Below are 15,460 nucleotides of genomic sequence, written 5' to 3' on the forward strand. Positions count from 1 at the left end.
AAGGCGGCAGCGAGCCTGCGCCGAGCATTTCAATCCGGGGAGGACATGACAGGATGAAGCCGACGATAAAGAATGCATGGCTGGCAACCGTACTATTGACAGCGATTACAGGAACCGCGGCATGCGGAGGCAACGGGAACAACAACGCTGCCCCGACCGACAAGAACAGCGCGACGCAGACAAGCGCCCAGCAGACGGACAAGACGGCGAGCAACGCCGAGCCGCTCTCCATTCAGATGTTCGCGGGACTGTACAACGAAGTGCCCGACATGAACGACGCCTTCTGGACGGCGTGGCAGAAAGAGACCAACACCAAGCTGAACGTCGAGTGGGTGCCGTCGGGCGATCTCGACACGAAGCTGGACCTGCTGCTGGCCTCGGCGCAGCTGCCGGAGGTGCTGGCTGCGCCCGACTTCAAGCGGCCGACGCTGATCAACGCGATCAAGGGCGGCGCGTTCTGGGATCTGACGCCGTTCCTCGGGGACTTCAGCAAGTACCCGAACCTGAAGAACAACGTGCCGGAGAATGCTTACAAGTACAGGACGATCGACGGCAAGATTTATTCGCTGCCCGGCTCCCGGTCGCAGATCGATCCGGGCATCAAGATCCGCAAGGATTGGCTCGATAAGCTGAACATCCCGGTGCCGACAACGCTCGACGAATACGCGGACGCGCTGGTGAAGATTACGAAAGGCGATCCGGACGGCAACGGGCGCGCGGACACGCTCGGCCTGATCGGCGGGGGCGTCATCATCAGCGACGGCGACGCGTCCTTCGCCTCGGCGTTCGGCGCGATGGAGCCGACGTACAACGATGAGGGCGGGCTCATCTACACCAACCTGAACCCGGGGTATACGGACGCGATCGCCTACTTCCGCAAGCTGTACGAGACGGGCGCGCTGTCCAAGGAATTTTCCGTCATGAAGCGCACGCAGGCGCAGGACCTGTTCACGACCGGACGCGCAGCCTCCTACACCCGCAGCATCTGGTGGGACAAGGAGTGGGAGGATCTGATCAAGAAAAACGGCCAGCCGGACGCGCAAATTCTCAATCTGACGCTTAAGGGCCCGAAGGCGTACGCGGTCAATCTGACGCTCGGCGGCACCGGCAGCTTCCTGATCTCCAAGAAGGTGCCTGAGGACAAAGTGTGGAAGCTGCTTGACTACTTCGAAAAGACGGCTTCGACGGAGATGACCGATCTGGCGTACTACGGCGTCGAAGGCGTGCACCATACGGTCGAGGGCGGTCAGAAGGTGCTGACCGAGCAGGGCGTGAAGGAAGTCAACACGACGAGCAAAAACGCGGGCGTCCTGGCCACCCAGAAATGGGGCAAGGTTATCAGCGCTTCTGGCGACAAAGCCTACAACGACGCCAAGATCGCAGAGGTGCAGAACTTCGGCGAAATCGGGAGCATCGATCCGTTCGCTTATCTGATCTCCGATACCTGGAACGACGTCTGGGCGAAGTACCAGAACGAGTGGAAGTCCATGGTGACGCAGGCGATCGTCGGACAGATCACGATGGACCAATACAAGCAATTCGTCGACAAGATCAACAATCTGCCGGAAGCCAAAAAAGCGTATAAGGAATTCGCCGAGAATTACAAAGCGATGAACCCGTAAACGCGGCAGACAAGACTCGCAGAAAAGCGGAAGGTGACCGGCCGGGAGCCGGTTGCCTTCCTTGTCTATCGCGCCCCAACCGCCGTTCCGAGGGAGGTCCTCATGAAGCCGCTGCTGAACAAAGTCCGACAAGCCGCCTACCGGGCGTTTCCGCGATCCAATTATTTCAGAAGGCTCGTCTGGTTGGGATGCGTCTCCGTGACGATTCCGATCCTGATCCTGGGTCTCGCCTATTACCGCTACTCCGTGAACAAGATCGAGGCGCAGTTCCAGGCGGACAGCCGCACCTCCTTGACGCTGCTGCAGGAGCGGACGGAGAACCTGATGACGGATATCGAATACCAGTCGATGCAGCTCGCCGCCAACGCCACGATCCGTTCCTGGCTGGGCAGACCGGGCTTTGCCGAGCAATACGTGATTCAATTGAGCCTGCTAGACCTGATGACCGTGCAAAAAAACGCGAGCAGCCTCGTGCAGGATATCGTGTTCTACGCCAGCGCGTCGGATACGGTGCTGTCCAACGCTTACGGCAAGACGACGCTGGCGGATTCGCCCGAGCGCGAGAACATAGCGGCGGTGCTGAAGGGGGCGCGCAGCGAGGGCTGGTCCTACCTGCCGGCTTACGCGAGCAACGGCTATATTTCGTACGTTCGCCAACTGCCGGTCATGCGGACGGGACAGCCGATGGGCGCGCTGATCTACGAGCTCAAGGCGGCGGATCTCGGCCGGCAGCTGTTCCAATCCGGCGGGGGGACGGGCGAAGAGTCGTATGCCGTCGTGAACGCGGACGGCACGATACTGCTGCACTCCTCCGACGCGGCTCTTCTGGGCAAGCAAGCCGACTCGGTCGAGCTGTTCCGGAGCGTGCTGTCCGGCAGCGGCGGCGAGGGACAGTTCGTCATGGGGGAAGCGGACGGCGGCAAGGTGCTGACGGCGACGTACAAGACGGCGCTCGGGCGTACTTATATCTCGATGCTGCCGGAGAGCGCGATCTCCGGCCAGCTGAACTGGATGCGGCTGTTCGTTCTCGGCTCGGTGCTCGTCATTTTGATATTCGGCATCGTGCTGACGGTCGCTTCGTCCAAGTTCGCCTACAGTCCGATCGACAAGCTTATCCTGTACGGCCGGCAGCTGCGGCACGGTCCCGGCGCGTCGGGCAGGGGCAACGAGATCGGCTATATCCGGTCGAGCCTCGCCTATCTTAACGACCAGGCGGAGTCGCTGCGCGCCTATATTGAGCGGATTCAGCCGGATCTGCGCGATCGCTTCGTGCTGAAAATTCTGACGGCGTCCGCGCCGGTCAAGCCGCAGGCGGTCGAGGCGGAGGCGCAGGCGTACGGCATGCCCGCGGCGGGAAGCTTCGCGGTGCTGGTCGTGCGGCCCGAGAACTTGTTCAAGGAAAAGCGGTTTCTGCCCAGCGAGGGGCCGATCATCGTTTTTGCGGTGAAAAACGTCATGCAGGAGCTGCTGGAAGGCGGACCGTTTGCGAGCGGCTGCGTGCTGGGCAAGGAAGATAAGGAGGCCGTCGCCGTGCTTCGCTGGGACGCGCCCGTTCGCGAGGAGGAGGCCGCGGGCATGCTTGATATCTATGCCGAGCGGGTGTGCGAAGCGCTGAAGACGCATCTGTCGTTCACGGTATCGGTAGGCATAGGGGGCGTGCGCCAGGGGCTTCATCTGCTCGCCGAGTCGTACCGTGAGGCCGAGGCCGCGCTGCAGCAGCGCCTTTTCGACGAGCATCGCCGGATCTTCCGTTACGACGCGCTGCCGGTCCCTTCGGGCAAGCTGGCGACGTTCAATTATCCGAAGGAGCTGGAGCTGGAGATTACGGAGCATCTGCTGCAAGGAGAGCTTGGTCTGGCGGAGGCGTCCCTGGGACGTTTTTACGAGCGCATCCGGCAGTCCGAATCGTACAATACGGCGATGCACTGTTATCACATTCTGCTGTCGTCCATCATTCAATCGCTCGAGGAGATGGGCTACGGCGTGCTGGACAATCTCGGGGACAATCTGTTCGAGCAGCTTAAAGCGAGGCAGACGTATCGCGAGGTGCAGGAGTGGTTCGTAGAGTTTCTGTTTCCGATGCACCGGCAGATCACGGAGGAGAGCCGGGCGAACGCGACGCGGATCGCCGTGCAGCGGGTGTGCGCCTATATCGAGACGCATCAGGGCATGCCTTCGCTGATCGAGTGCGCCGAGTACGTGAGCATGAGTCCGTCGTATCTGAGCCGGCTGTTCAAGCAGGAGGCGGGCATGACGTTTATCGAGTACCTAATGAAGTACAAGGTCGATCGCGCGAAAAAGCTGCTGGAGGAGACGAATCACAGCGTGGCGGAGATCGCCGAGCTCATCGGATATTCCGAGCGCAACCTGAACCGCGCGTTCCAGCGGCATCTGTCGATGTCGCCGAAGCAGTACCGCATGTCGCTGCGTTGAGCGCGGTGGAGTAGAAGCCTGCCCAATGGGGGCGGGCTTCTTTGCCGTGGGGGAAGGGCGGAGGAGGCTTATGGGCGGAGTTACCCGGAAAAACGGTGCAACTCGGCAACTAACCTCCGCTCGGGGGCGGAGATACCCGGAGAAACCGTGTAACTCCGCAGCAAACCTCCGCTCAGAGGCGAGTTACCCGGAAAAACCGTGCAACTCGGCAATTAACCTCCGCTTAGGGTTGAGTTATCCAGAAAAACCGTGCAACTCGGCAATTAACCTCCGCTTAGGGTTGAGTTACCCGGAAAAACCGTGCAACTCGGCAATTAACCTTCGCTCAGGAGCGAGTTCCCCGGAAAAACCGTGCAACTCCACGGTCCAACTCCGTTCGAAGGCGAGTTACCCGGAAAAACCGTGCAACTCCGCAACTAACCTCCGCTCAGAGGCGAGTTACCCGGAAAAACCGTGTAACTCCGCGACCCAACTCCGCGCTTCTTAAGCTCAATCGCTTGCCTCCGTCTGGACGAGCAGGCACTCCCACACCTCCAGCTTCGGAATATCGACTATCGCCGCGCCATCCACTCCGCTAAAAGGCAGCGCATCCTCCGCGATGAGCCTTTGCACGCCCGCGACGCGCCTGCCGGGGAGCCGCAGCTTCAGCGCGATGTCGTACAGCGGGAGGTTGGTGGCGAGCGGCCTTCTGCCCGCACCGTTGACCAGATGGACCAGCACGTAGTCGTCCCGCTCGAACAGCGTGACCTGCAGCCCCTGATAGTTCGTGACTTCTACGAGCTTATCCTCGCCCAGGGCCAGGTCGATCGCGTTGCTGAGCAGTTGATAGTGCTCGCCGAGCTTGAATTCATTGAGCATGCCGCTGAGCGAGAACGGGAAGTACAGGAAGCCGCCTTGTCCGCTCCGGCGATGCAGCGCCAGCGGCAGGTCGGTGCGGATCACGGGCAGCGAGGCCCGTTCGGGCGGCGCGCCCACGCACTCGAGCGGGGCGAACGGCGGGACGAGCGTCGCCAGCACCGCGGTGTCCGCCGCCGGCTGCGCATAGTAGACGGCACCGCGCAGCGCGATCAGCTCCGTCTCCGCGAGCCCGGCCTGGAGCGGGTTGTCCGCGCCCTCGAACCGCAGGTAGGCGGCCGACAGCAATTCGCCGGCGGCGCCCTGGTCGCGGACGCCGAGCAGGTCCCGCCATTCGGGCTTGTCGGCGGCATCGCCCTCGGCGATGACATGCCCGCCCGCAGCGGCATAGCCGGCCAGCGTGGCGGCCATGCCTTCGGTCAGCGCCAGGCCCTCCGGCGCGATCAGCGCCTTGTAGCGCGCGAGCCGCTCCGGCGTCGCTTGCTCCTCGAGCAGCACGTCGAACGGGACCTGGCGGTTGATCAGGCCGTCCGCCCAACCCTCGGCCGCCGAATTCGCCGTCCAGAGCAGCGCGACCTGCGCCAACGTCCCGGCGCCGTCCATGTACGCCTCCACCTTGGCGACGTCGCGGTTGAGCGCCGCGACCGTCTCCAGAATCCGCTTGTCGCCGATCGTCTCCGGAATGCCGGTGAGCGAATGCCAGATACTGCCCCCGTGCGCAGGGATCTGCGACAGCCAGAACCGGTATTCCGCCGGCGGCAGGCCGGTATGCCGCCACTCCATCCCCGGACTGGAGTGGACGATGCCGAGCGGAGCGGGGACGCCGGGCGCGGAGCGGCCGAGCTTGATGCTGAGCGCCGGCTTCCAGAACTCCGGAATCTTCCGATGGCCCTCGGACAGCACGTCCTGCGGCTCCGTACACAACAGATCCGTGGTCTCCAGCCTGTCGTACAGATTGTCCTTGTACAGATTGTAGTACAGAATCATCTGAACTTCCGGCCGCTTGCCCTTGATGAAGCGGTACATCTTGTCCATGTTGTCCCGAATGCACGTCGACGGCCAATCCGACGCGAAGGCGGCCGGGTCCGCCGGCAGCGGCACGCCGTACAGCCGCTCGTACTTGCGCTTGCAGATGCCGCACCAGCACGGGAGAAAGTGCGGCGCGTTAAAAAAGACGGCGTCCACGTCGTAGCGCGACAGCACTTCGTCCAGCACGGGGACGGCGACGTCTTCGTTGCGATAGCCCGCATTGAGGCAGGTGCTCACGAGAAGCGACCATGCGCCGGGGCGGTGCGCGCCGATGATCTCGGGCTGTCCGTCCTGCTTGCGCACGAACCATCCCGGCCGCTTCAGGTAGACGATATCGTCCGTCTTGCTGAAGTCGAGCCGGGCGATGAAGCGGATGCCCTCGTCGTGGCAGGCGTCTACGACGCCCTTCAGCAGATCGAAGTCCTGCGGCAAATATTCGTTGACATGGTGGCCTTCGACCTCGGAAGGGTACCAGGCATAGATGCCGCCGACGTTGAAGACGAGCGCGGTCGCCCCCAGCTCTTTCATCTGGCGCGCCAGGCGGCGTGGTTCGATCAGATGCGTGTCCTTCACCTGCAGATTCGTCTGAATAATGCGCTGGGGCTTGTGCCACCAGCCGCGTTCGTTATTTTCCAAAAGAGATCGACCTCCGGTATTCATAAAATTCATCCCTTCACCGAGCCGAGCATGACGCCCTTGGCGAAGTGCTTTTGCAGAAACGGATAGACGAGCAAGATCGGCGCCATCGCCAGCATGATGGAGGCCATGCGGATCGTCTCCTGAGGGACCGAGCGCTCGTCCCCGCCGGCGCCCGCCATGCCGGCGTTGTCCGAGTCGATGACTAGCGTTTTGACGAGCACCTGCAGCGTCCACTTCTTGGCGTCTGAGAGATAGATCAGCGCATTGAAGTACGTATTCCAGTGAGAGACGGCGAAAAACAGCGTGAAGGCGGCCACGGCGGGCATGGACAGCGGCAGCACGACGCGCAGGAAGACGCCGATGTCCGAGCAGCCGTCGATGCGCGCGGCGTCCTCCAGCTCCGAGGGCAGCGACTCCAGAAAGCTTTTGATGATGATCAGGCTCCAGGCGTTGGTCAGAACCGGCCAGATGAGCGACCAGTACGAATTGAGCAGCCCGAGATTTTGCACCAGCAGGTAGTTGGGCACGATGCCCGCGCTGAAGACGAGCGTGAAGATGACGAAGCCCATCATCGGGCCCCGTCCCGGCACGTCTTTCTTGGTCAGCGCGTAGGCGAGGGAGAAGGTGACGACCAGATTCAGAATCGTGCCGACGGCGGTGATGAATACCGTGCTTTTTAACGCATTGGCGAAGCTGTCCGTCGACAAAATGTAGGAATAGGCGGCCAGGGACCATTTTTCCGGGAACAGATAGAAACGAAGCGGCACGTACACCTCAGGGTCGGTAAAAGAAACGCTGAACACGTACAGGAACGGAAATACGCAGACGAGTGATATGAGGGCGAGCAGCGCGTAATTTATCCAATCGAACGCCGTCATTTTTTTGCGGGATACGAAGCTCATGCGAAATGCCCCTTTCTGGCCTTAGTAGATGCCTTCCTGGCCGGTTTTTTTGACGATATAGTTCGAGACCATCACCAGGACGAAGCCGACGACGCCCTTGAACATGCCGACCGTCACGCCCGTGCTGATCTGTCCGCGCAGGATGCCCTGCGTGTAGGAATACGTATCGAACACCTCGGCCACTTGCATGACGAGCGGGTTCATCATCAGGAGCATCTGTTCGAAGCCGACGTCCGCCATCTGGCCGAGGCGCAGTATGAGCAGAATGAGAATCGTAGGGCGGATGGCAGGCAGCGTGATGTGCCAGATCTGACGGAACCGGCTTGCGCCGTCCACGACAGCCGCCTCGTAGCGCTGCGGGTCGACGCCCGCCATGGCGGCCAGGAAGATGATCGTGCCCCAGCCCGCTTCCTTCCACATCGTCTGCGCCGTGATGAGGCCCCAGAAGTATTTCGACTCGGACAGAAAGCTGATGGGCTCGTGCCCGGCCTCGCCTATTAGCTTGTTGACGATGCCGACGTCGGTGGACAAAACGAAAAAGGTCATGCTCGCTACGACGACCCAGGACAGGAAATGGGGCAGGTAGACGATGGATTGGTTGAAGCGCTTGAAGGCGCCGTGCCGCACTTCGTTCAGCATGAGGGCGAGCAGGATGGGCAGCGGGAACATGAAGACGAGCCCGAAGACGTTGATGGCGAACGTGTTGCGCAGCATGACATAGAAGTTGCGGTCGGCGAACAGATCGGCAAAATGCTTGAAGCCCACCCACTCGCTGCCCGAGAAGCCCGAATAGGGATTGTAGTCCTTAAAGGCGAGCAGCAGGCCCCACAGCGGGGTGAGCTTGAACAAAATAAAAAACAGCACGCCCGGCAGCGCGAGCAAATACATCGCCCGATGCTTGACGATGCGCGCGCCGAGCCGGGACCAATAGCCTTTTTCCTTTCGGACCGGCAATGCGGCCAATGCCTTCTCCATGATCCGAAGCACCTCGTTTCCGTCCGCTGGCGGACCTAATCTGATCTGTCTCCAGTGTAGGCGCGCGGCGATCAGCGGAATACGGACATAAATTGAAAAGGACCGGCTGCGGCAGCCGGTCCTGCGTTTATGCAATTGATGTCCGCGCGCCGCAAGGGGCGGCCGGACGGAAGAAGCCCGGCATGGCGCGGGTTGATCCGAGGGGGATCGGCGGCCTGGCGGGCACTGCGAAAGAAATGTCCGGTTAGCGCAGGGCTCGCATTGTCAGGTCGAGCTGCGGCCGCGGGCGAATTCCGACGGCGTCATGCCGGTTTTCTTTTTGAACGTTTTGAAAAAATAGCTGGCACTATTGAAGCCGCACAAGGCGGCGATGTCCTTCATGTCCTCGCGTCCGTCCTCCAAATACGCCTTGGCCCGCTCGAGGCGGGCGTCGGACAAGTACTCGGCGAAGCCGATCTTGACCTCGTTTTTAAATAACGTGCTTAAGTAAGCGCCGCTGATGCCGATCCGCTCCGCTACTTCGGTGAGCGAGATGCTGTCCGCGAGGTGGCTGCGGATATAACGGATCGCCTCCGCGGTATAGCCGGAATAGTTGCCTCCCTCGTCAGCCTGCAGCAAATCGAAGTATCGCGCGAACAGCGAACGGAACCATGCCTTGACCTCCTCCAGCGTCTCGAAGGCGGCGAGCCGCTCGTGCGGCGGAACCGCGTCCGCATAGAGCGCCCCCAGCTCCAGGCCATGCTCGCGGATGGCGCGGTGCAGCAGGCTGAGCAGGTCGTTGAACAGCAGCTGGGAGCCGGCCATGCTGAGCGCCGCCGTCTTGATTCGCGCGAACAGGCCGTCCAGAATCGACAGCAGGCCGGCGGCGTCCCGCGTTTTCAGGCAGGCCAGCATGTCTTTCTCCGTCCCGATCTCCAGCCCGGCCAGCGCCTCGGTTTCTTGCACGATCGACGCATTTCGCAGCACGACGTTTTTTCCCAGGTGAAAGCGGTCCAGCATCTGCTTCTCTGCCTGCTTGTAGCTGTGCGGAATGTGCGCGGGCGTCATGCAGGTCGGCCCGATGCTGAAGCTGGCGGACAGATTCAGGAAAGTCCGCAGACAGCTCGCGATGCGGGATACCGCTTCGCCGACGGCAAGGGCCAATGCGGTCTCGCTGCGGACGTTGGGGAACGAGAACAGGATGACGAACCGGTCGCCGCCGATGTGGCCGACCGCGCCGTTGCCGAGTTCGCCCGCGATCTCTTCGACGATGTTCAGGATGGAGAAGCGTTCCAGCTCGGCCGCTTTGAGCGTCGAGCGGGACTGCCGGGACCGGTAATCGTCGATCGACAGAATGACAGGGATGAGCTGCCTGGTATCCAGCTTCAAATCCAGCGTCCGGATGTGGTGTCCGATCTCCTCCGGGCTGTAATGGAACCCGGCGATCAATTGCGTGATGAACCGGGTGCGCAGCGCCAGCCGCTGGTTCGCGTCGGTGCGTTCGCCGTCCGCGCGCCGCGGCCGGGCTTCGAGCAGCGCCTTGACCCGGGCGAGCGCCGCGGCCAGCTCCGCCGCGTTTAGCCGGTGCTTGAGCAGGTAGTCGACGGCGCCGTTTTGCAGTGTGCCCTTCACGTAGTCGAAGTCGTCGTAGTTGCTGAGCACGATCATTTTGGAACCCGGGTAGCGACGGGCGATCTCGGCCGAGAGCTGCAGGCCGTCCATGACGGGCATGCGCAGATCGGAGACGATCAGATCGGGGCGTTCGCGCTCGATCACTTCCAGCGCTTCGGCGCCGTTCGCCGCTTCGCCGCATAGCGCGAAGCCTTGCTCCCGCCATTCCGGCATCAGCTTCAGATTCGTCCGCACGAGCAATTCATCGTCGACCAGCAGCGCTTTATACATAACGCATCGCCTCCTCCTCGCTCAGAATCGGAAAGGACATCTCCACCGCCGTGAACCGCTGCGCCTCGCTCCAGACGGTTAAGCCGTACGGCTCCCCGAACAAGGTGCGAATCCGGGACCGGACGTTGGCGAGGCCGATATGATCGGCGCCCCGGGCCGAGGCTTCGGGCGCTTCGATCGCTTCAAGCTGCGCGGGGCTTATGCCCACGCCGTTGTCCTGAATGCGAATCCTGAGCTGCGCCTCGCTCGTGAACAGCTTGATCTGAATCGTCCCCTGCGTCTTGAGCGGCGCGATGCCGTGCAGCAGCGCGTTCTCCGCGATCGGCTGCAGCAGCATCTTCGGAATCATCAGCTTGCCGACGCCCTCCTCCAGGCTGAAATGAACCGCGAATTTGTCGCTGTACCGGAACTTCTGAATGCTGAAGTAGCTGCGCAGGCTATCCATCTCCTCGCCCACGCTGACGAACGGCCGCCCGTCCATTTGCGCGTGCATCAAGCCGGACAGCGATTCGGCAACCAGCTTGATGTTGTCCGCGCCCTGCAGGATCGACAGGAACTTGATCGTATTCAGCGTATTGTGCAGGAAATGCGGGTTGATCTGCGCCTGCAGCGCCCGGATCTCCGCCCGGCTGCGCTCGCGCTCGGTCGAGCGGACTTCGGCGACGAGGTGGCTCATGCGACGGGTCATGGAATTGAATTGATGGTACAGTTGTCCGATCTCGTCCTGCGACTTGGTCTCGATCGCGACGTCGAGATTGTTTTTGGCGACCTCCTTAAGGGCCCGGCCCAGCCGCAGCAGATTGCGGGTGAGGAGCGAGGACATGGACAGGATGAGCAGGACGGCAACGGCGGAGAACAGCAGCGAGACGTTCAGCATCTTGTCGCGCGTGGAGGACGAGCCCGCGAGCAGGCTAGCCTTGGGAATCAGCACCATCGTCGTCCAATTCGTGAAGGCGGAGGTGCGATACACCGCGAACGTATTTCCCATGGACAGGCGGGTGTAGAAGCTGCCCCCGGCGGCATCCGTGCGCGAGACGAGGCGTTCAAGATCGGAGGAAGCCAGGCCGAGGTCGGGCTGGTCGAGCACGGGCTGCCCCGTTCGCGTATTAAAGATGAGCATATGGCCGGAATTGCGGATGTTGGTGGCGAACAGGTCTTCGACGATCTCGTAGTCGATGTCCGCGGCGACGAAGCCAATCGTCCGCCCGCCGCTGCGGATCGGCCGCGCGATCGTGATGACCTTGCCCTTCTGCGGGTCCGCGCTGCTGCCGAGGCGCGGATTCAGGTGGGGAGGCAGCAGCAGCGCTTCGTTCTCCATGCCCGTCAGTTCGCCGAACGAAGGCTGCGAACGAAGCACGTCGAGCGGGGTCGTCACGCCGTACTCGATGGTGTGCCCTTCCAGATCCGAGAGGGTGACGCCGGTCAGGTAATGCTTGAACAGCGATACGTTGACCAGATAGTCCTGAATGTCCCGCTCGGCATGGATCAGTTCCACCTTGTCCATTGTGTCGTACTGCGCGATATACTTGCGCACGAGATCGTTCATGTATTCGCCGGTGTCGACGGAGAGCAGCGCGACGATCTTGTCGATGTCGCGCAGCGACGTCTCCAGATTGTCGCTCGAAACGTTGATCATAGCCGCCGCGGCCTGTCCCGCCTGCCGCTCGGCATCGGCCGTCGAGTTGGCGTACCACATGTATACGGTTACGGACATAAACGTGACGAACAGGAGGAGGATCGCGGCGGACAGCTTGAACTTGATGCTGTTCAGTCGGGTGCGAAGCGGCCGGTGCATCGGTGTCATCTCCCCATCGCGTCGCTTCTCTCGCGAGGTGTTGGCGCGGATATTTAATAAAAATAAAGCGTTTTTAAAAAAAATACAATCCTTCCGTCTCCGAATCTTCGCTATATTCAAAGTGCGAAAACAAACAACAGACAAGGGGCGAAACAAAAATGCAACAACGGCGGCTGCATAAAAAAGCACTGTTCCTGTCCGCGATCTCGGCGACGATGGCGTTCTCGCTGGCGGCGTGCGGAGCGAACGAAAAAAACGAAGGCGCATCCCCGGCAACCTCGACGGCGCCGGCATCCTCGGCGGCCTCGCAAACGGCGCAGGCATCGGATTCGGCGGGCAGCAAGCCGCAGGAGGTCAAGACGCTGTCGCTGCTCATGTTCGCCGACTGGTACACGCCGGGCTGGCAAGCGCTTGAGAAGTACATCGCCGATCATGCCTCCGAGCTCGGCTTTAAGCTGGACATTCAGAAGATTGCCGGCGGCAGCCAGGGCGAGCAGCTTCTGAAGACGAAGATCGCCACCAACGATCTGCCGGACCTGCTGCAAAACTACGGGCCGAAATGGATGGATCAAAACGCGGACGCGCTCGACAAGCTCGTCGATCTGACGGGGCTCGCCAGCTACGCGGATTACGACGAGAGCGCGATGGACGGCGTTTACAAGTACAAGGGCAAGTATTATTCCGTGCCGATCGACGCGACGACCTTGATGGGCGTGTTCTACAACAAGAAGGTGTTCGCCGACCTGAATCTGACGGTTCCGAAAACATGGGACGAGTTCCTGGCGGTGTGCGAGAAGATCAAGGAAGCGGGCAAGACGCCGGTCTACTACTCCGGCAAGGATACGTGGACGCTGCAGACGGTTCCGCACTTCGGCTTCTCGCAGGATATCGTGCAGAGCGGCAAGTCGTTCCCGGACTTCTGGCAGGACATGAACACGAACAAGAAGCATTACGCGGATCTGACGAACTTCATCGACACGATCAAAAAGTCCAAGGACCTGATCGACAAGGGCTACGTCAACAAGTCGTACCTGTCCGATACGTACGATTCCGCGCAGCAGGCGATCGCGGACGGCACGGCGGCCATGCACGTGAACGGCACCTGGTTCATCGGGGAGATCATCAAGAAGTTCCCGGACAAGGTGAACGACATCGGCGCGTTCCCGTTCCCGCTCACCGGCGACAACTACGTCAACATCTCGCCGCCGGGCTCCTTGTCGGTGACGACCTCCGCGAAGGACGTCGAGCTGGCCAAGCGCGCGGTCGACTTCATCGCCTCGGCGCAAGCGCAGCAAATTTTCGCCGAAGCGCAGCCGGGTATCTACCTGAACAAAAAAGTGGAAGTGGCGCTGTCGCCGGCGATCGCCGACCTGAACGCGGCGCTGAAGGACGGCAAGGGCATCCTGCACTGGCAGGGCAACGGCGAGCTGTATCCGTACGGTTCGTTCGACAAGTTCATGCAGGATTACTACGCCGGAGGCAAGACTGCGGAGCAGGTGGCGCAGGCGCTCGACCAGGAAACGGCCAAAAACGCGAAGGCCAAAGACGATCCGAACTGGAAATAAAGCCGGTCGCCCCTCTCTCCATTCCCCGGGAGGGGCGATTCCTTACACAAATAGGAGCGGAGCAAGATGAAACCAAGTAAAAACAAGCCTTACACGTATACGCTCATCCTGCCGGGCATGCTGCTGTACGCCGTATTTTTTCTCGTGCCGTCTCTGTTCGGGGGCGTGCTCTCGTTTGCGAGCATCGGCCGCTTCTCGTTCTCGGCCATCCGCTTCACGGGCTGGACCAACTACGTCAACGTGCTCACCGACGACTATCTCAGCGCGGCCATCCGCAACTCGTTCGTCTTCGCGTTCGCCACGACGCTGCTCAAGGTCGGCATCGGCACGGCGCTTGCCGTCTTCCTCAACCGCAAGCTGCGCACGACCAACTATTTGCGCACGGTGGCCTTCCTGCCGGCGGTGCTGAGCACGGTGGCGGTCGGCGTTTTCTTTACCTCGGCGATGCATCCGACGAACGGGATGATCAACCGCTTCTTGCACGCTGTCGGCCTCGGCGCGATCGCGCCGGATTGGCTGACAGATCCGCATCTGGCCATCTATTCGCTCGTCGGCATCGAGACGTGGAAGTGGTCGGGCTTCACGATGGCGATCGTGCTGGCGGGATTGCAGTCGATCTCCAAGGACTACTACGAAAGCGCCGATATCGAGGGCGCCTCCGAATGGCAGCAATTCCGATCGATTACGTTCCCGCTTGTGCTCCCCTACTTCAACAACGCGCTGATCGTCAACCTGATCGGCGGGCTTAAAGTGTTCGACCTCGTGCAGGCCGTGACGCAAGGCGGTCCCGGCTCGGCGACGGAGGTGTTCGGCACGCTGGTGTTCAAGTCGTTCGGCAGCGGCCGGTTAGGCGAAGGCGCGGCCGCGAGCATCCTGCTGTCGCTGATCGTCATCGCGATCACGCTGCCGACGTGGAAGCTGATCGCGCGCAAGGAGGTGGAGCTATGAGCCGCAAGCGGCCACGCTGGGCAGCGGAGTCGGCCGGGCTGCTCCTCAGCCTGCTTGTCGTCGTCCCGCTTTATTTTATCGTCGTCAATTCGTTCAAGGACAAAGCCGGCGCGGCGGCCATGAGCCTCTCGCTGCCGAGGAAGTGGCTGCTCCTCTCCAACTATGCGGAGATGATCGACGCCGGCGGCGTGTTGACCGGGCTGAAAAACAGCGCGATCGTCACGTTCGCCACCGTGGCGCTGCTTATCGTGCTTTGCTCGATGACCGCCTTTACCCTGCAGCGCAAAAATACGCGAATGTCCGGCTTGCTCTATTTGTTCATTTTGCTCGGCCTGATGATCCCGCTGCAGATCATTCCCGCTTATTTCATCACGTACTATCTGCATGTGAAGACGTACCTGGCGGCCGTTGTCATGCTGGCGGTAACGAATTTCTCGTTCGGCACCTTTTTGTACACCGGGTTTTACAAAAGCATTCCGCGCGAGATCGATGAATCGGCCATCGTGGACGGGGTCGGCCCCTACCGGCTGTTCTTCGGCATTATTTTCCCGCTTCTGCGGCCGGTGACCGTCACGCTGATCATCATCTCGTTTATGGGCGTCTGGAACGACTTCGGCATCACGATCTACTTCCTGAACAGTCCCCGCAACTATACGGTGACGCTGACCATCTTCAACTTCCTGGGCACGTACAGCTCGGACTGGAACCTGATCTTCGCCAACGTCGTGCTGGTCTCGGCGCCCGTCGTTATTGTCTATCTGCTGCTGCAACGCTACATCATCGACGGCATGACCGCAGGGTCCGTCAAAGGATAAA

At 61.1% G+C, this 15,460-nt stretch carries 10 protein-coding genes; 5 read left to right on the forward strand and 5 right to left on the reverse strand.

What is annotated here, in order from left to right; all coding sequences use genetic code 11:
* The first annotated feature begins 53 nt into the window (after positions 1 to 53).
* Both ACFOTD_RS29210 and ACFOTD_RS29215 read left to right on the forward strand, forming a co-directional pair.
* On the forward strand, positions 54 to 1,622 hold the full coding sequence (locus ACFOTD_RS29210) for a type 2 periplasmic-binding domain-containing protein (protein ID WP_378123488.1): 1,569 nt from the start codon (positions 54 to 56) through the stop codon (positions 1,620 to 1,622).
* Positions 1,623 to 1,724: 102 nt separating this feature from the next.
* Positions 1,725 to 4,055 (forward strand): helix-turn-helix domain-containing protein, encoded by a 2,331-nt coding sequence (locus ACFOTD_RS29215; RefSeq protein ID WP_378123489.1) that lies wholly within the window; start codon positions 1,725 to 1,727, stop codon positions 4,053 to 4,055.
* Between the two features lie 489 nt (positions 4,056 to 4,544).
* Here ACFOTD_RS29215 and ACFOTD_RS29220 read toward each other — a convergent pair whose 3' ends face one another.
* The 5 genes from ACFOTD_RS29220 to ACFOTD_RS29240 form a co-directional block, all read right to left on the reverse strand.
* Entirely contained in the window at positions 4,545 to 6,575 is a 2,031-nt protein-coding gene (locus tag ACFOTD_RS29220; RefSeq protein WP_378123490.1) for an alpha-amylase family protein, read from the reverse strand.
* 29 nt (positions 6,576 to 6,604) lie between these two features.
* Entirely contained in the window at positions 6,605 to 7,480 is an 876-nt protein-coding gene (locus tag ACFOTD_RS29225) for a carbohydrate ABC transporter permease (RefSeq protein WP_378123491.1), read from the reverse strand.
* A gap of 21 nt (positions 7,481 to 7,501) precedes the next feature.
* On the reverse strand, positions 7,502 to 8,455 hold the full coding sequence (locus ACFOTD_RS29230) for an ABC transporter permease (protein WP_378123492.1): 954 nt from the start codon (positions 8,453 to 8,455) through the stop codon (positions 7,502 to 7,504).
* A 264-nt stretch (positions 8,456 to 8,719) separates the two neighbouring features.
* Positions 8,720 to 10,336, reverse strand: a complete 1,617-nt coding sequence (locus tag ACFOTD_RS29235) for a response regulator (RefSeq protein WP_378123493.1) — start codon at positions 10,334 to 10,336, stop codon at positions 8,720 to 8,722.
* Positions 10,329 to 12,131 (reverse strand): cache domain-containing sensor histidine kinase, encoded by a 1,803-nt coding sequence (locus ACFOTD_RS29240; protein WP_378123494.1) that lies wholly within the window; start codon positions 12,129 to 12,131, stop codon positions 10,329 to 10,331. Before ACFOTD_RS29240 ends, ACFOTD_RS29235 begins: the two co-directional genes overlap by 8 nt.
* A gap of 158 nt (positions 12,132 to 12,289) precedes the next feature.
* Here ACFOTD_RS29240 and ACFOTD_RS29245 point away from each other — a divergent pair, with 158 nt between their 5' ends.
* The 3 genes from ACFOTD_RS29245 to ACFOTD_RS29255 all read left to right on the forward strand — a co-directional run bounded on the left by ACFOTD_RS29245 (position 12,290) and on the right by ACFOTD_RS29255 (position 15,459).
* Positions 12,290 to 13,696, forward strand: a complete 1,407-nt coding sequence (locus ACFOTD_RS29245; RefSeq protein WP_378123495.1) for an ABC transporter substrate-binding protein — start codon at positions 12,290 to 12,292, stop codon at positions 13,694 to 13,696.
* Positions 13,697 to 13,762: 66 nt separating this feature from the next.
* On the forward strand, positions 13,763 to 14,644 hold the full coding sequence (locus ACFOTD_RS29250) for a carbohydrate ABC transporter permease (RefSeq protein ID WP_378123496.1): 882 nt from the start codon (positions 13,763 to 13,765) through the stop codon (positions 14,642 to 14,644).
* Complete coding sequence (locus ACFOTD_RS29255; protein ID WP_378123497.1) at positions 14,641 to 15,459, forward strand: carbohydrate ABC transporter permease; 819 nt, start codon at positions 14,641 to 14,643, stop codon at positions 15,457 to 15,459. The genes ACFOTD_RS29250 and ACFOTD_RS29255 overlap by 4 nt, the downstream gene beginning before the upstream one ends.
* The last annotated feature ends 1 nt before the right edge of the window (position 15,460 follow it).

Source organism: Cohnella sp. GCM10012308 (assembly GCF_042649185.1).
Taxonomy (GTDB): domain Bacteria; phylum Bacillota; class Bacilli; order Paenibacillales; family Paenibacillaceae; genus Cohnella.